Origin of the sequence: Dermatophilus congolensis, from assembly GCF_900447215.1 — a bacterium.
GTDB lineage: Bacteria > Actinomycetota > Actinomycetes > Actinomycetales > Dermatophilaceae > Dermatophilus > Dermatophilus congolensis_A.
The window spans coordinates 1,316,978-1,332,903 of the sequence record NZ_UFYA01000001.1 but is presented as its reverse complement, the minus strand read 5'-3'; the positions used below and the strand labels follow the sequence as shown (position 1 = coordinate 1,332,903).

The following is a 15,926-nucleotide window of genomic DNA, read 5'->3' as shown; positions in this document are numbered from 1 at the left end:
CAGACAAAAACGACGTGCCCGCTCCCTGAAGCTGCTAGGGGAGTGGGCACGCCGCAAATTACGGGCTTAGTTACCTCCTGGCCTGGCCCCAAACATGATGTCGTCCCACGAAGGCACGCTCGCCCGACCACGCGAAGACTTGCTCTTAGTGCGAGAAGGCGTTGAGGCCTCAGCTGCTTGCTCAACAGCAGAATCAGCCGGTTCCTTCGCCGTGGATTTCGCTGCAGAGGCCTTGGGTTTTGAAGTCTTGGCGCCAGCGGTCTTCGTCGAGCTTGTCTTGCGCGTTCCTGACGTTTTGCGAGTGGTTGTTTTCCGTGGCGATGTTGTTTTGCGCGGTGCAGTGCGTTTGCGTCGCGTCGTGGGAGCAGGTTCGCTAGCTGCTTCCCCAACAGCGGATTCGGCTGAGTCAGGTTCTTGCGTGGCTTTGTCCGAATCAGATTCAGCTTCCGATTCGGCTGCATCCTTGGGTGCGGGAGCCGGTTCTGGTTCGGGAGTAACCTCACCCTCAGGTTGAGGCGCATCATCAGATTCAGGTGCTAGATCGGCTTGCACAGCAGGATCTTCCGCTGACTCTGGCTCCGAGACAGCTTCTGCCTCTGATGTGGGCTCTGGGTCTGGTTCCGTTTCTGGTGCGGGCTCTTGCGCAGCTTGCGCCTGAGAATCTTCCACCTCAGCAACGGATGCTTCGGCCGGTTCTTCTACCACTGGTGTTTCTTGCTCAGCCTCTGCTACCGGCGCTTCAGGGACATCTGCTGGCTCGCTATCTGCTTCATCAGACACTGGCTCCGGGGCTTGCGCGGCAGTGTCTTCCTCGGGTGTGGCATCAGAGACCTCAGCAGGTGGTTCTTCTGAATTCCCCTCGGCGACTGGCTCTGCTGCAGACTCTTCCTCACTGGCAGTGGCTTCCTCAGCTGAGGGCTCAGTAACCGCTTGCGCATCCGCAGCAGAATCCGCCTCCTGCTCCTCAGCCACCGGCTCCGGGGCGGCAGGGGGCTCCTCTGCTGCGTGCGGGGCAGCTTCCTCGGCTACTTCAGTAAGCTCCTGGGGCTGGGCATCCTGCTCGACAGAAACATTGCTTTCCACGACAACGGCCTCGAGTACTTCTTCGGCAGGCGATGTCGTTCCAGCGGTTTCTTCCGCTGGTTCTTCCGGTGGCGCTATAGCTGCAACGGGCGTTGGTGCAGGTAGCTCTTCTGCGCCTTTGAGGCGTCGCCGATTACGTGCGTAGATACGTTCGCGTAGGTCAGCGACCAATTCGCAGTCTCCGTGTTCAGCCCCAGCATCTTCTTCCGAACGGGGAATCAGAGGGGCAGAACGCGCGAAATGATCCGCGCCAGGGGATTCCTCGTTCGTGATTGCCGCGGCCTGAGCGTTCAAGGCCGAAACGGTCATAGTTCCTCGGGAGAAACGCCACCGAGCCAGGTGTGCCTGTGTATCGGCCACGAAGGTAATTTCCACGACCCATTGGCCGTCATCGGTGCGGTAGGAGTCCCAATGTGTAGCGGAGGTGTCGATATGACGCTCGCGTAGATACGTGTCCACCAATTCACGAAGTTCGACAGCTTGACCGAAAGAGTGCCCCCGAATGTGAGCGCGACGCGCCAGGCCGGCAACGTGATCACGTTCGGCCAGGATTGGTCCTTCGAAGCGTCTGACCTTCTCTTCCGTCCATCCCGCGCGCTCAGCGGTTTCCGCGGTGGTGTAGCCGGCGCGGATGAGTGCTTGGACCTCGGCGGGACGCATGATCTGCTTGGGTTCTTCGTGGGCGACGTGTCTGCGTTCCCACCTCGCGGCCTCACGGAAGGCGTCGTCGAGGGTGAGGCGGTACCGGATATCGCTGTCGTGCGAGCCCAGTAGTACGTATTCACCGCTCTCGTGAACGCCGATGAGGTAGAGGTCACGCATGTGTCAGTCTCCCGTCTGTCGTTGCTGCGCGGGATGCCGATGCCGACCGCCTCGGGATCCGGTCGGAGTCGGGAGTCTCGGTCTCGGGGGTCACCGTGGCCCGTCTCAGCGCTGTATGCACTTTCCGCGTCAAAGGAAGCCTATCGGGGTCGCACCCTGGATCGTGTCAGTAATACGTTGGATCGGTGAGTCATGTGAATGCAGAAATGATTGATGGAATCGTTTTGGTGTCCTTTGGGGGACCGCGAGGCGAGGCCGATGTGGTGCCTTTTCTGGAGAACGTGACTGCCGGTCGAGGTGTTCCGCGGGAGCGTTTGATGGTGGTGGGGGAGCATTATTTCGCTCGCGGTGGGGTGAGCCCGATTAATGCTGAGACGCAGGCACAAGCTGAAGCGATGCGCTCGGCATTGGAGCGAGCTGGGCGGGGGGATGTTCCTGTTTTTGTGGGAAATCGTAACTGGGATCCGTATGTGCATGAGGCGTTGTTGGCAGCTTCGCAGGCTGGGGTGCAGCGCGCTGCGGTGGTGGTGACGAGTGCGTATTCAGGATATTCCTCGTGTCGGCAGTATCGAGAAGATATTGCCGCTGCGGTGGCTCGATTGGAAGCTGCAGGGGAGCGGGTGCCAGAGCTGGTGTATGTGCGTCCGTGGGGGCTGGAGCCAGTTGTGGTGGCTGCTTGGCAGCGGCGTGCGGTGGAGTTTGTGGGGCGTGCGGTGCAGGGGGATGTGTCGCTGGATGAGGTTCGGGTGTTGTTTGTGGCGCATTCGATTCCAGAAGGAGCAGCTGTGCATTCGGGGCCGCAGGGGAATCCGCGGACGTATGAGCGTGAGTTGATGGCAGTTGCCCAGTCTTGTGTGCAGGCGGTAGAGGAGTTTTTGGGAGCTCAGCCCGGGTGGGATCTGGTGTTTTGTTCCAGGTCAGGGCGTCCGGAGCAGCCGTGGTTGGTGCCAGATATCAATGATGCGATTGCAGCGTTGCAAGGGTCAGGGGTGCGCAGCGTTGTGCTGGTTCCGATCGGGTTTGTGGCTGACCACATGGAGGTGGTGCAGGACTTGGATACCGAGGCTGCGGACACGGCTGCGGGGATTGGGATGGAGTTTTTGCGGGCGCCGACGTTGCGTGATGAGCAAGCGGTGGCGCAACGGTTGGTGGAGTTGGCGTTAAATGCCGGGCAAGAGCCGGGGGTGTGTCAGGTGGATTGTTGTCTTGCGCCGTTGCGTCCGGGGACGCAACGGCCGGTGGCTGCGTTTGAGGGGTGAAGTAGGTCACGGCTTGTGCGCGGTTGCGCGTCGTGAATGTGCTGTTTCGTTAGATGTTTTCTCAGAGAGGAGTGTTGTTGTGATGGGTCTTTCTTTGGGTAGGTCTGGTGTTGCGGGGGCGTCATTGGGGTCAGTGATTCCGGCTGAGTTGGTTCCGGATGCTGATGTGTTGGCGCAGTTGGAGTCTTTTGCGGTTGATTTGGCGTCGGGGGCTGGTCGTTTGGTGGTGACGGAGCGGCCGGAGGGGATGGAGGTGGATACGAAGACAACCGAGACTGATGTGGTGACGGAGATGGATCGTCGTGCCCAGGAGTATTTGGTGGGGCGCATTCGCCGGATTCGTGAGGGTGATGGGGTTTTGGGGGAGGAGGAGGGTGGGGCTTTAGAGGTGGGGGAGTCGGGTTTGACGTGGGTGTTGGATCCGATTGATGGCACGGTCAATTACTTGTATGACCGGATGGATTTTGCGGTGTCGGTGTCGGTGGTGGTGGGGGATGTTTCGGCGCCTGGGTTGTGGTGGCCGGTGGCGGGTGCGGTTTCGGCGCCGGGGCGGGGGTTGACGTATCACGCGAGGTTGGGGGCGGGGGCGTTTGCGGTGGATTTGTTGGGGCGTCGGCGGCGGTTGCGTGTGTCGGGGACGACGGATTTGGGGCAGTCGTTGGTGGCGACGGGGTTTGCGTATGCCAGTGAGCGGCGTGCTGAGCAGGGGGTTGTGTTGGCTGCGTTGTTGCCGCGGATTCGGGATGTGCGCCGTTGTGGGAGTGCAGCGTTGGATATGTGTGATGTGGCTGCGGGGACATTGGATGCGTATTACGAGCGGGGGGTGCATGTGTGGGATGTGGCTGCGGCGCGGTTGATTGCTCAGGAGGCTGGCGCGGTGGTTAGTGGTATTGGTGCTGAGGCGCCGTTGGCTGATGGGGTGATTGCTGCGGCGCCGGGGGTTCATGGTGCGTTGCGGGAGGCGTTGTCGGTGATTACTACGCCAGTCCGGTAGTCGCTGTGAGTTGCTGGTTCGGTCTAGGGTGGTCGGGCTGTGTGAGGGTTTTGGGTGCCCGTGTGAGGTGACACACGGGCATGAAGACGCCAGGACGTGACTAACACCTGTCTTGTGGTGCACAATCCCCTCACCGTCCCGGCTCATGGAATGGTGTGGTCGGGTTCAGCGTTGCCCTGCGGGAGCATCGCTGCCGCAGTGTGCGTTGTCTTCGGAGCGAGTACGTCCGGGGATGGTGTGTGCGATGGCGGTGTCGCCCGACCCCCTTGTGAAGCCGCCCGACATCTTTATGAAATGGAGAGGCTTGAATGGCCACTGACTACGATGCCCCGCGTAAATCCGACGAGGACGCAGAGGACTCGATCGAAGAGCTGAAGTCGCGGCGCGTCGAGAAGTCGTCCTCGGCGAACGTCGACAACGACGACGCTCGTGACTCTGGAGAGGGGTTTGAGCTTCCGGGCGCAGACCTGTCGAATGAAGAGTTAACGGTGCGCGTCGTACCTAAGCAGGCTGATGAATTTACTTGCGGTAGCTGCTTCCTGGTGCGTCACCGGAGTCAGTACGCGGGTGAGAACAACGGTTTGGCTGTCTGTAAGGAATGCATTGCCTGAGGTTCGTGTAAATGTACGTCGGCTTGACCCCGAACTCCCACTTCCGCGCTATGCGCGAGATGGGGATGCCGGGGTCGACCTATGCGCGCGTGTCGATACGGTCCTTGAACCGGGGGCACGTTTTCTTATGCCGACCGGTTTAGCTATCGCGGTGCCGCGTGGCTTTGTCGGTTTGGTTCATCCGCGTTCTGGATTGGCTATCCGTCATGGTGTGACGGTGGTGAATGCTCCGGGAACGATTGATGCTGGTTACACCGGCCAGGTGTGTGTTCCGCTCATCAATGTAGACAGGTCTGAAGCGTTCACGATTACGCGCGGAGACCGCATTGCCCAGCTGGTGCTGCAAGAGGTTGCCTCAATCGTGTGGAACGAGGTTGACGAACTAGACAGCACTGAACGTGGTGAAAGTGGTTTCGGTGCTTCCGGTGGATTCGGTGAGCGCCGCGACTGATCATGTGGTGTGATTTCGGGCTGGTTGGCGCGTTGTGGCCAGCCCGACATCGCCAGTGTGTGCCTGTGACAGACTAAAGCGAGCTTAGTCGGGATCGTATTGCGGCCGATGCGCGTTCGTTCTGAAGTGAGTCGTTGTGCCGTCCCCGATGGTTGTGTTGTGCAGCGTCGGGTTCAGGAGCGCCGTCGGCGCGAGGAGGGAAGCAGACATGGGGCTGTTCGGTCGTAAACGATCCAAAGTTAAGTCTGTGCCGCAGCATGACGCGGCTGTTGACGAAGGTGCCCACTGGCAGGAAGAACCCGTCGCGGGTGTGCCTGTGCTTGGTCAGCACACGGCTGAGCAGTTGGGTCCTTTCGACTCTGGTGATGTTGTTCGTCCAGAGGGGTTCCTCGATTTTGGTTCGGTGTGGCTGCCGAACATCCCTGGTGTGACGTACATGGTGGAGACCGATCAGCAGAGCAACGAAGTTACGGGGATGCGTCTGCAGATCGAGGAGTCGGTGTTGCAGCTGCAGGTGTTCGCGGCACCGAAATCGAAGTTCTTGTGGGGCGATATCCGTGAGGAAATCGCAACCAGCTTGCGTAACGGTGGTGGCGAGGCAGACATCACTGAAGGCCCTTATGGGGCAGAACTGATGGCTGCTGTGCCCACACCGTCGGGGTTGATGCCGATGCGGTTTATCGGTGTGGATGGCCCTCGCTGGTTCTTGCGTGGTGTGATTAGCGGACCGGCTGCATCTGACCCGGATGTGGGGCAGGCATTCATCGATTTGCTGCGGGTGGTTGTTGTGCACCGTGGGCGTCAGCCGATGGCGCCGCGTGAGTTGCTGCCTATGCACATGCCGCGTGACATCGGTGAACACGACAATGGAGAGCAAGCTCCCACACTGGACCCGTTCGAGCGTGGACCGGAGATCACTGAGATCCGCTGAGTCTGATTGTTCTTGCTGCTGCGCTGCGTGGATGCGCATAAGCGCGGCGCGAGTGCGCCCACAGGATTGGTGGGTTTACAGTCGTTTTCGCCCCAAAGGTATACCTGCCTGAAGGGTTTGTCATGATGTGTGAAAGGTTTGGTAATGGCGGCAATCTCATCGCTGCTTGAGCGGTTGGCGGGCGCCCAGGCGAAAGCTGACAACGCTGCCCTGCGCAAAGAGTGCAACGGGTGCGGCGCTACCGAGATTGGTGACTGTGCTGATCGTGGCTTTTACACGATGCGGGGAATGGTCAAGTCGGTGACGCGCCCGGCTGCTGGGTCCACGCCTTCCATCTCCGCGGAGATTTTTGACGGCTCTGGCTATCTGACGTTGGTGTGGATGGGGCGCCGCGAGATTCCCGGAATTGTTCCGGGAGTGCGGATGCGCGTGGAGGGCCGTGTGATGCGTAACGGCAACAAGGTTGTTATGCATAACCCGAGCTTTGATGTGCTTGCCCCGGCCTCGGCAACAAAATAGTCAGCCAGCAGATAAGCGGAAGATCATCACCGTCTCCAGCGGCGATGATGGTTTTTTCCTGAAGCCATAAAACATGAAAAGAGGGCGGAACAGACAGGGTTACTGTTCCGCCCTCTTCGTTGCGTTTTAGTCCTCGATGTTGTCGGCGGTTGAGAAAAGCTGTCGTACTTCGTTTTCCTCAGCCTGAGTAGTCACGATGATCAGTTCGTCGCCGGCCTCGAGGAGATCGTCCGCAGTAGGGCCGATGGGGCGCGCATCGCGCACCAGGCAGGTCAACACCGTATCTGGCGGCCAGGGCACATCTCCGACGCGCGTAGTGGCCCAGGGACTGTCTTCAGTGAGGGTGATCTCCACCAGGCTTGCCCCAGATTGACGGAACTCGAAAATTCGCACCAATTCACCGACTGTGACAGCTTCCTCAACGAGCGCGGTGATCAACCGTGGTGTAGACACTGCTACGTCTACACCCCAACTCTCATCAAAGAGCCACTCGTTCTTCGGGTTATTGATGCGTGCCACTGTGCGCGGCACCGCGAATTCTGTTTTCGCCAGCAGTGAAGTCACCAGGTTCACTTTGTCGTCGCTGGTGGCCGCCACAATCACATCAGCTGACTCCAGCCCGGCCTCTTCCAGAGAAGACAGCTCGCAGGCATCAGCCAGGAGCCAGGAGGCATCGGGGACTACTTTGGTTTCAGCGACGTCGATATTTTTATCGATGAGTAGTACTTCGTGACCGTTACCGATCAGCTCGCGGGCAATAGAGCGCCCTACGCTGCCTGCCCCAGCAATAACGACCCTCATGCCTGTTCCCCTCGAACAATGAACGACTGCGCAACAGCTGCGCTAACTATGGCGTTGATGCTCATTCGAACTCCGGTGCGGACTCGAGGATCCGTTCGGTCTGGCCCAACGCTTCGGCCGTGGTGATCACGCTTACGATGTCACCGGCCTGGTAGACGTGTTCTGCTGTTGGGATCATCCCTTCACCAAACCGCATCACGTACGCGACACGGGCGCCGCTGAGCTGTTCCATCGTTGAGTACGTCAACCCGATCCAGGCGTGATGCAGCGCCACTTCCGCTACTACTACGCGGCCGCTTGGGTCAGCGTGCTGGGGCGTTGCTCCATGGGGTAGCAGACGCCGCATGATCCGGTCGCTGGTCCAGCGCACGGTTCCTACCGTAGGGATCCCGAGCCGCTGATATACGGCCGCTCTGCCGGGATCGTAGATACGCGCTACGACGTTCTGTACCCCAAATGTTTCCCGAGCTAACCGCGCCGTGAGGATATTGGAGTTATCGCCGCTGCTCACTGCTGCGCAGGCGTACGCATTCTCGATGCCCGCCTTAATCAACACCTCACGATCGAAGCCCTGCCCGACCACGCGGCGGCCCTCAAAATCTGGTCCTAAACGGCGAAAAGCACGCCGATCCTGATCTATGACGGCCACATCGTGGCCACGCTCGGCAAGATTGCGGGAGAGAGATGCTCCCACCCGGCCACAGCCCATGATGACGAAGTGCACGTCACGACCGTATACCAGGCAGCCATCAGTGCAGCACCCAGACTCAGCTGAATCAGACCAGAACGCTGCGACGCGTCCAACACGCGACGACCCCACCGTTCACGGCGTTCGGCTCTACAGTGTTCTCCGTGTCAAACCTCACCCGCGCCCTGAAGCGTGCGATCGTCGGGCGGGCGATGAGCTCAGACCGGCTCGGCGAGACGCTGCTTCCCAAGCGCATCGCTCTTCCCGTATTCGCCAGCGACGCACTCTCGTCCGTCGCCTACGCCCCCGATGAGATCCTCCTTACCCTCGGCCTGGCTGGTGGAGCTTTCGCCGCAACCCATTCATGGCAGATCGCCTTGGCCGTCGTGTTCGTCATGGTCATCGTGGTGCTCTCATACCGTCAGAACGTGCACGCCTACCCATCCGGTGGAGGAGACTACGAGGTCGCCACCACTAACCTCGGCACAAAAGCGGGGGTGACAGTCGCCAGCGCCTTGCTGGTCGATTACGTCCTTACTGTCGCTGTGTCGGTTTCTTCCGGGGTTCAGAACGCCGCGCTCGTCCTTCCCTGGATTCGCGGTCATGAAGCTATAGCCGCTGCTGTCTTGATCGTCACGCTCACTACATTGAACTTGCGCGGTGTCCGTGAATCCGGTGCCGCATTCGCCATCCCCACCTATGCCTTCATGATCGGGGTGATCGGCATGTGTCTGTGGGGTTTTGTGCGTCACTTCACTGGCACTTTGCCGATGGCTCCTAGCGCCCCATTCGAGATGGCCCCCGCCAACGGCTACGAACAATTAGGCCAGCTGGCCCTAGTCTTTTTGCTTCTTCGAGCGTTCTCATCCGGGTGTGCAGCCTTGACCGGTGTCGAAGCGGTATCCAACGGGGTGCCGGCTTTCCAAAAACCGCACAGCAAAAACGCCGCCACCACGCTCGTGCTCATGGGTGTCATCTCGATCACGATGCTGCTCTCTACCGTCACACTTGCCAACCTCACCGGCGTGAAATTTGCCGAGCACCCCAGCGAGCAACTTCTCCTCAATGGACAGCCCGTGGGTACTGGGTACATCCAAGAAACCGTCATCGGTCAACTCGCCCACACCGTTTTCAACAACTTCCCCGCCGGCATGTTCTACATGGCCACGGTCACCGGGATCATCCTCATCCTCGCCGCGAACACTGCCTTCAACGGTTTCCCAGTGCTGGCTTCAGTTCTGGCTCGCGACGAGTTGCTTCCACGGCAGCTCGCCCAGCGAGGTGACCGCCTGACTTTCAGCAACGGCATCCTCATCTTGGCTACCGCTGCCTTGGCTCTTGTGATCATCTACGACGCTGACGTCACCCGACTCATCCAGCTGTACATCGTCGGTGTGTTTGTTTCTTTCACGCTGTCCCAGATCGGCATGGTGCGGCACTGGAACCGCAACCTGGAGCTGGCTGAAGGTCAAGAACGTTCCCGTATGCGGCGTTCACGGGTCATCAACGCTATCGGCGCCACCATGAGTGGAACGGTGCTCATCGTGGTACTGCTAACCAAATTCACCCACGGTGCTGGGTTCGCCGTGGCAGGGATGGGCATCCTTTTCGTGATGATGCTCGGCATCAAGAAGCACTACCGCGCTGTTGGTGAAGAACTGAAGCTATCTGAGGATGTGCGTGAAGAACGCGCCCTGCCTTCACGGGTGCACGCCGTTGTTCTTGTGAGCAGAGTGCACAAGCCCACCATGCGTGCTCTGGCGTATGCCCGTGCCTCCCGCAGCTCGAACATCGGGGCGGTGACTGTTGCTGTCGACCCTGAAGCCACCGAGGCCCTGGTCCACGAATGGGAGCGGCGTGAAATTCCTGTTCCTCTTACCGTGCTTGCCTCCCCGTACCGAGAAATGACCAGGCCTGTGCTGGGGTATATCGACCATTTGCGTCGCAAGAACCCCCGCGACATCGTCAGCGTTTATGTGCCTGAATATGTCCTCGGACACTGGTGGGAACACCTGTTGCACAACCAAAGTGCATTGCGACTCAAAGCCGCGCTCCTGTTCAAACCGGGGGTGGTCATGGTGAGTGTGCCGTGGCGTCTGGAATCCTCTGACGGGGCCGAACAACATTTCCGTAATGGCGGCGGTGCCCGAGCATCGTCTATTTACGGCCCCCGGGATAACACGCTGGTGCCCGGCAGCATCACGAGGAAAGGTCAAGCGTGATCGGTACACGATTGCAGCTCCACATCGAACGCATTGCCCATGGCGGGCATGCAGTCGCCCACACTGACGACGGGCAGGTCGTGTTCGTCCGGCATTGCCTGCCAGGTGAAGATGTCGAGGCTGTCGTCACCAAAGGAAAACCAGGCGACCGGTTTATTTTCGCTGATGCGGTAAAAATCCTCACTACATCCGCGTTCCGGGTCCAGCCGCGTTGTGAGGTTTCCGGGCCCGGCGGCTGCGGAGGCTGTGACTTCCAGCACGTTGATCTTGACCATCAGCGCGAGTTGAAAGCACAAGTCATTAGCGAGCAGCTCACCCGACTGGGTGGCATTGATCGTGATGTGCAGGTGGAGCCGGTACCGGGAGACCACGACGGGTTGCGTTGGCGGACTCGGATGGATTTCGCCGTCGACCGTTCTCGCCGCGCCGGGTTGCGCAGGTTCCGGTCTCGGGACGTCATCCGGTTAAAGGACTGCCCGATCGCCGCTGAGGAAGTCACTGAATCTGGGGTGTTCGCTAGGCGGTGGGGCGGGGCCAGGGCTGTTGAAGTTGTGGTCCCTAATAGCAGCGACACCAAGGTGGTGCCAGTGCCTGGTGGAACCAAGCGAGCCAAGACAGTGACCGAGCATGTCGCTGTGCCAGCAGGGCAGCGGCACAACGGTTTCACCGGAGATTTCACCGTGCCTACGCGTGGTTTTTGGCAGGTTCACCCAGGTGCAGCATCCACATTGGTGGATGCGGTTCTTGAAGGTGCTGCGATTACCGCAGGAGATACCTGTCTTGACCTGTATGCGGGAGTGGGGCTTTTCGCGGCGGCGATGGCTGCTCAGGTAGGCCCAGGTGGGTCGGTGATCGCTGTTGAGTCAGATCCGGCTGCGGTGGTGTGCGCACAGCGTCGCTTTAACGATGACGCTCGTGTGCAGGTGATCAAATCACGTACCGAGGATGCGTTAGACAAAGGCCTAGCCGGGGGCAGAGCTGACGTTGTGGTTTTGGATCCACCTCGCTCAGGCGCTGGTGCTGCAGTTATGCGCCATCTGGCTGCGTTGGAGCCGCGGGTGATGGTGTACGTCGCGTGTGATCCAGCAGCTCTTGCGCGTGATTTGCGCAGCGCCGGTGAGCTTGGATACACGCTGACGGACCTACGTGCATTCGACATGTTTCCGATGACTCACCATGTCGAATGCGTCGCTACTGTCTGCAGACAAGGCAGCATCTGATTCGGGTGCGGGGAGTCACTGGGCCGACGCTCGCGCCTGGCACGGTGACTCCCCGCGCGTGTAACAGCGGTGCGTGGTGGTGTGTCCACGGTTGGCCCACATGCACAGTGAAGGTGAGCCATGAACCTGCTGCAGGACAAAGGACGCGACTCGTTAATCGTTAAGCTTGTTGATTCAGCAGTTGAGCGTTACGGCAGCGCGGCTGATCGGCGGGTGGCGGGGCTGCGAAAGAAATTCCCCGAAGCCTCACCTGCCGAGTTGGTTGAGCATCTGACTACCGAGTACACACGGGTCACGGTTGGTTCGGGAGCGGGGATCGGGGCGACTGCTGCTATTCCTGGTGTGGGGACAGCGGCATCGCTGGCGTTGTCTGCCGGTGAGGTGGTGTCGTTTATTGAGTTGACGGTTCGGTATGTGCTGACTGTCGCGGCGATCTACGGGGATCTGCCTGCCAATTCTGAGGGGCGTCGTGCTCTGGTGGTGGGGGTAATGCTGGGGGAGTCTGGTGTGCGGGCAGCGCAGCGGACCGTGGGGTCGAGTGAGAAAGGCTGGGCCAGGCAGTTGGGGGCACGGCTGCCCAGCTCGCGCGGCGGGAGCAGCTTGGGACGCACGTTTATCACCCGGTTCGCGGTGCGTAAGAGCGCGGGAATTGTTGGTCGAGCGTTGCCTTTTGGTGTGGGAGCGGTGCTTGGTGGGGCCGCTAACTATGCCGCTGGCGGGGCAGTGGTCAAGGGTGTGCGGGCTGCGTTTGGTCAGGCGCCGCGCACGTGGGAGCCAAAGGCTCCCTAAGCAAGCTCTCGCCTGACCGGCGGGGGTTTAGTGACCTGGCAAGGTGGATGAGCTGCTCGACTGATGAGCTCGCATCATTTGGGTAGCAATGGCGCCGAACCGTTCGACTGCTTCGGGTAGGCTCAAGAGACGAATGTGGTCACCGAACTGGAGCAGCCGCCGCACCGATTCGACGTCAGGGTAGTGGGCGGTAGATAGCACTCTGGTCGCAGCGCCGCGGTATCGCTAAGAAACTCTCGACTTTCGATGCGGCTGGTGTTGAACATGCGGGGCTGCCCATCGACATCGGCTACGAGGTACCACGAGCCAGCCTTGCTCGCCAGGCCGTACGGGGCCGCAATGACCATCCAGAAGGGGCGATGAAGAGCATCTCTGATAAGGGTGCGTAGTTACGCTCAGGGACTCGTGTGACGGCTGCCTCATCCGAGTTAGCCCCATCGACTGATCGGCCTGGCCCTCGGTGACGGTGAGGGCCACTTGGGTTTTCGAGTTTGTGCGTCATGCGGAGTGTGTGACGTGCCGCGAAACCCAAAAGTATCTTGATGTCAAGATATCTCGGGTAGTGTGTGACACAACGGTCGCGCACGCCCTGCCCTAGGCGAGCAGCCACCGCACCAAACACCCCCAGTGAAGGAGCGAGTGTGAGCCAGAACAGCTTCCAAGCCAAAAACACGTTGCAGGTCGGTGGCGCCTCCTACGACATCTTCCGCATCGACGCCGTCGAAGGCAGCCGCACCCTGCCCTACAGCCTCAAAGTGCTCCTCGAAAACCTGCTCCGCACCGAAGACGGCGCCAACGTCACCGCAGAACAAATCAAAGCTCTCGGCTCATGGGACGAAAACGCCCACCCCAACACCGAAATCCAATTCACCCCCGCACGCGTGATCATGCAGGACTTCACTGGCGTTCCCTGCATCGTCGACCTGGCCACCATGCGCGAAGCCGTCGTTGAACTCGGCGGCAAAGCCGAAAAAGTCAACCCCCTCTCACCCGCCGAACTCGTCATCGACCACTCAGTACAAATCGATGTCTTCGGACGCCGCGACGCCTTCACCCGCAACGTAGAACTCGAATACGGCCGCAACAAAGAGCGCTACCAATTCCTCCGCTGGGGCCAAGGAGCCTTCGCCGACTTCAAAGTCGTCCCCCCAGGCACAGGCATCGTCCACCAGGTCAACATCGAGCACCTCGCCCGCGTTGTCATGAACCGCGACGGCCAGGCCTACCCCGACACCTGCGTAGGCACCGACTCCCACACCACCATGGAAAACGGCATCGGTGTGCTCGGCTGGGGAGTCGGCGGCATCGAAGCAGAAGCCGCCATGCTGGGTCAACCCGTCTCGATGCTCATTCCCCGCGTAGTCGGCTTCAAACTCACCGGACACATTCCCGCCGCCGTCACCGCCACCGACGTTGTCCTGACCATCACCGAAATGCTCCGCAAACACGGAGTAGTCGGCAAATTTGTCGAGTTCTACGGTGAAGGGGTCGCCTCCATCCCCCTGGCCAACCGCGCCACTATCGGCAACATGAGCCCCGAATTCGGCTCCACCTGCGCGATCTTCCCCATCGATGACGAAACCATCAACTACCTGCGACTCACCGGCCGCAGCGAAGAACAAATCGCACTCACCGAGGCCTACGCCAAAGAACAAGGACTCTGGCACGACCCCAACAACGAACCCCGCTTCTCCGAATACCTCGAACTCGACCTATCCACAGTGGTCCCCTCCATCGCCGGCCCCAAACGCCCCCAAGACCGCATCCTCCTCTCGGAATCCAAAACCTCCTTCCGCAAAACCCTGCCCGCCTACGTCAAGAACGCCCTGGACACCGAAACCGAAAGCGGAGCCGAGTCGATGGCCGCATCGGATGCACCTGCACCCGGCAGCGACACCGACTCCGGTGGCAACGCCCCCCGCACCTCAATGCTTGGCGCAATGCGCCGCCCCCACAAACGGGTTGCCATCACCCGCGATGGGCAAACATTCGACATTGACCACGGCATTGTCTCCATCGCCTCTATCACCTCCTGCACGAATACCTCGAACCCGTCGGTGATGCTCGCAGCGGGCCTGCTCGCCAAGAAAGCCGCAGACAAAGGACTACAAGTCAAACCCTGGGTCAAAACCTCCATGGCGCCAGGCTCCAAGGTCGTCACCGAGTACTACGACAAGGCAGGCCTGTGGCCATCGCTGGAGAAACTGGGCTACCACCTCGTCGGCTACGGCTGCACCACCTGCATCGGTAACTCCGGCCCCTTGCCTCAAGACATCTCCGAAGCAATCAACAGCAACGACCTGGCAGTCACCTCCGTGCTTTCCGGTAACCGCAACTTCGAAGGCCGTATCAACCCCGACGTGAAGATGAACTACCTGGCCTCCCCGCCGCTAGTCATCGCCTACGCCCTGGCCGGAACGATGGACTTCGACTTCGACACCGAACCACTTGGCCAAGACAACGACGGCAACGACGTCTTCCTCGCCGACATTTGGCCCAGCGCCGAGGAAGTCCAGAAAACTATCGACGCCTCCATCGACCGAGACATGTTTGCTTCTCAATACTCCGATGTCTTCGCCGGAGATGAACGCTGGCAAGGCCTGGACACCCCCGACGGCGACACCTTCGCCTGGGACGAAAACTCCACCTATGTGCGCAAACCCAACTACTTCGACGGTATGTCGATGGAGCTGACCCCCGTGCAAGACGTCACCGGCGCACGCGTCCTAGCCAAACTGGGCGACTCAGTCACCACAGACCACATCAGCCCCGCAGGCGCCATCAAACCCGACAGCCCCGCAGGCAAATACCTCGCCGACCATGGCGTGGAGCGCAAAGACTTCAACTCCTACGGTTCTCGCCGCGGTAACCACGAGGTCATGGTGCGAGGTACTTTCGCCAACATCCGTCTGAAGAACCAGCTTCTCGATGGTGTTGAAGGCGGATTCACCCGCAACTTCCTCAACAACGGTGAACAAACCACCATCTTCGAGGCAGCTGAGGCCTACCAAGCAGCCAGTGTTCCCCTTGTTGTTCTCGGAGGCAAAGAATACGGATCGGGCTCCTCACGTGACTGGGCCGCGAAAGGAACCCGCCTGCTGGGAGTTAAAGCCGTCATCGCCGAAAGCTTCGAGCGCATCCACCGCTCCAACCTCATCGGCATGGGTGTGCTTCCGCTGCAATTCCCCGCTGGGGAATCAGCCGACAGCCTCGGCCTTGATGGCGCTGAAACCTTCGATATCGTCGGCATCACTGCCCTCAACGAAGGAACCACACCGAAAACTCTTGAAGTGACCGCGACAAAAACAGACGGCACCGCAGTGAAATTCGATGCGGTCGTGCGCATCGACACTCCTGGGGAGGCTGACTACTACCGTAACGACGGCATTCTCCAGTACGTTCTGCGCTCGCTGGCGAAGGCCTGATCTGTCTGGGATTGTTCGGCACGTATCCAGCAGGTGATCGTTCTCTTCTATAGAGACGGTCACCTGCTGGCCTGTCACATACTCTGGTCACGTTTTCTAGCCAGAAACGTG

General features: G+C 60.0%; 14 protein-coding genes. 10 read left to right on the top strand and 4 right to left on the bottom strand.

The features are described from left to right. Nucleotides 1-66: 66 nt before the first annotated feature. On the bottom strand, nt 67-1,905 hold the full coding sequence (gene sepH / locus DXZ77_RS05680) for a septation protein SepH (RefSeq protein ID WP_115030624.1): 1,839 nt from the start codon (nt 1,903-1,905) through the stop codon (nt 67-69). A 185-nt stretch (nt 1,906-2,090) separates the two neighbouring features. Here sepH and DXZ77_RS05675 point away from each other — a divergent pair, with 185 nt between their 5' ends. The 6 genes from DXZ77_RS05675 to DXZ77_RS05650 all read left to right on the top strand — a co-directional run bounded on the left by DXZ77_RS05675 (nt 2,091) and on the right by DXZ77_RS05650 (nt 6,670). Beyond that, nucleotides 2,091-3,164: a ferrochelatase gene (locus DXZ77_RS05675; protein ID WP_208303574.1), complete on the top strand. Its 1,074-nt coding sequence runs from the start codon at nt 2,091-2,093 to the stop codon at nt 3,162-3,164. 82 nt (nt 3,165-3,246) lie between these two features. Further along, nucleotides 3,247-4,158: an inositol monophosphatase family protein gene (locus DXZ77_RS05670; RefSeq protein WP_258553313.1), complete on the top strand. Its 912-nt coding sequence runs from the start codon at nt 3,247-3,249 to the stop codon at nt 4,156-4,158. Nucleotides 4,159-4,466: 308 nt separating this feature from the next. Further along, nucleotides 4,467-4,769, top strand: coding sequence for a DUF4193 domain-containing protein (locus tag DXZ77_RS05665; RefSeq protein WP_028326385.1), 303 nt, complete (start codon nt 4,467-4,469; stop codon nt 4,767-4,769). Further along, nucleotides 4,762-5,220: a dUTP diphosphatase gene (gene dut / locus DXZ77_RS05660; protein WP_243888710.1), complete on the top strand. Its 459-nt coding sequence runs from the start codon at nt 4,762-4,764 to the stop codon at nt 5,218-5,220. Before DXZ77_RS05665 ends, dut begins: the two co-directional genes overlap by 8 nt. Nucleotides 5,221-5,428: 208 nt before the next feature. Further along, entirely contained in the window at nt 5,429-6,151 is a 723-nt protein-coding gene (locus DXZ77_RS05655) for a DUF3710 domain-containing protein (RefSeq protein WP_181816042.1), read from the top strand. Nucleotides 6,152-6,295: 144 nt separating this feature from the next. Continuing rightward, nucleotides 6,296-6,670, top strand: coding sequence for an OB-fold nucleic acid binding domain-containing protein (locus DXZ77_RS05650; RefSeq protein ID WP_115030614.1), 375 nt, complete (start codon nt 6,296-6,298; stop codon nt 6,668-6,670). Between the two features lie 126 nt (nt 6,671-6,796). On the opposite strand, the gene DXZ77_RS05645 is transcribed toward DXZ77_RS05650, so the two are convergent. Together DXZ77_RS05645 and DXZ77_RS05640 are read right to left on the bottom strand one after the other, a co-directional pair. Further along, entirely contained in the window at nt 6,797-7,471 is a 675-nt protein-coding gene (locus tag DXZ77_RS05645) for a potassium channel family protein (RefSeq protein ID WP_028326381.1), read from the bottom strand. 61 nt (nt 7,472-7,532) lie between these two features. Further along, a complete protein-coding gene (locus DXZ77_RS05640; protein WP_115030612.1) occupies nt 7,533-8,195 on the bottom strand; it encodes a potassium channel family protein in 663 nt (220 codons plus the stop codon). A gap of 128 nt (nt 8,196-8,323) precedes the next feature. Between DXZ77_RS05640 and DXZ77_RS05635 the strand changes: the two genes are divergently transcribed. The 3 genes from DXZ77_RS05635 to DXZ77_RS05625 all read left to right on the top strand — a co-directional run bounded on the left by DXZ77_RS05635 (nt 8,324) and on the right by DXZ77_RS05625 (nt 12,390). Continuing rightward, nucleotides 8,324-10,381, top strand: a complete 2,058-nt coding sequence (locus DXZ77_RS05635) for an APC family permease (RefSeq protein WP_115032635.1) — start codon at nt 8,324-8,326, stop codon at nt 10,379-10,381. After that, complete coding sequence (locus tag DXZ77_RS05630; RefSeq protein ID WP_115030610.1) at nt 10,378-11,601, top strand: class I SAM-dependent RNA methyltransferase; 1,224 nt, start codon at nt 10,378-10,380, stop codon at nt 11,599-11,601. The genes DXZ77_RS05635 and DXZ77_RS05630 overlap by 4 nt, the downstream gene beginning before the upstream one ends. Before the next feature lie 120 nt (nt 11,602-11,721). Next, nucleotides 11,722-12,390, top strand: coding sequence for a hypothetical protein (locus DXZ77_RS05625; protein WP_115030608.1), 669 nt, complete (start codon nt 11,722-11,724; stop codon nt 12,388-12,390). A 122-nt stretch (nt 12,391-12,512) separates the two neighbouring features. On the opposite strand, the gene DXZ77_RS05620 is transcribed toward DXZ77_RS05625, so the two are convergent. Next, complete coding sequence (locus DXZ77_RS05620) at nt 12,513-12,737, bottom strand: WYL domain-containing protein (protein WP_115030606.1); 225 nt, start codon at nt 12,735-12,737, stop codon at nt 12,513-12,515. Between the two features lie 294 nt (nt 12,738-13,031). Between DXZ77_RS05620 and DXZ77_RS05615 the strand changes: the two genes are divergently transcribed. Continuing rightward, nucleotides 13,032-15,815 (top strand): aconitate hydratase, encoded by a 2,784-nt coding sequence (locus DXZ77_RS05615; RefSeq protein WP_115030604.1) that lies wholly within the window; start codon nt 13,032-13,034, stop codon nt 15,813-15,815. Nucleotides 15,816-15,926 lie beyond the last annotated feature (111 nt).

Bases quoted from the DNA above. Each gene is read 5' to 3' on its own strand.
- sepH (WP_115030624.1), bottom strand. From the start codon at position 1,905: ATGCGTGACCTCTACCTCATCGGCGTTCACGAGAGCGGTGAATACGTA.
- DXZ77_RS05650 (WP_115030614.1), top strand. From the start codon at position 6,296: ATGGCGGCAATCTCATCGCTGCTTGAGCGGTTGGCGGGCGCCCAGGCG.
- DXZ77_RS05645 (WP_028326381.1), bottom strand. From the start codon at position 7,471: ATGAGGGTCGTTATTGCTGGGGCAGGCAGCGTAGGGCGCTCTATTGCC.
- DXZ77_RS05655 (WP_181816042.1), top strand. From the start codon at position 5,429: ATGGGGCTGTTCGGTCGTAAACGATCCAAAGTTAAGTCTGTGCCGCAG.
- DXZ77_RS05670 (WP_258553313.1), top strand. From the start codon at position 3,247: ATGGGTCTTTCTTTGGGTAGGTCTGGTGTTGCGGGGGCGTCATTGGGG.
- DXZ77_RS05665 (WP_028326385.1), top strand. From the start codon at position 4,467: ATGGCCACTGACTACGATGCCCCGCGTAAATCCGACGAGGACGCAGAG.
- DXZ77_RS05625 (WP_115030608.1), top strand. From the start codon at position 11,722: ATGAACCTGCTGCAGGACAAAGGACGCGACTCGTTAATCGTTAAGCTT.
- DXZ77_RS05620 (WP_115030606.1), bottom strand. From the start codon at position 12,737: ATGGTCATTGCGGCCCCGTACGGCCTGGCGAGCAAGGCTGGCTCGTGG.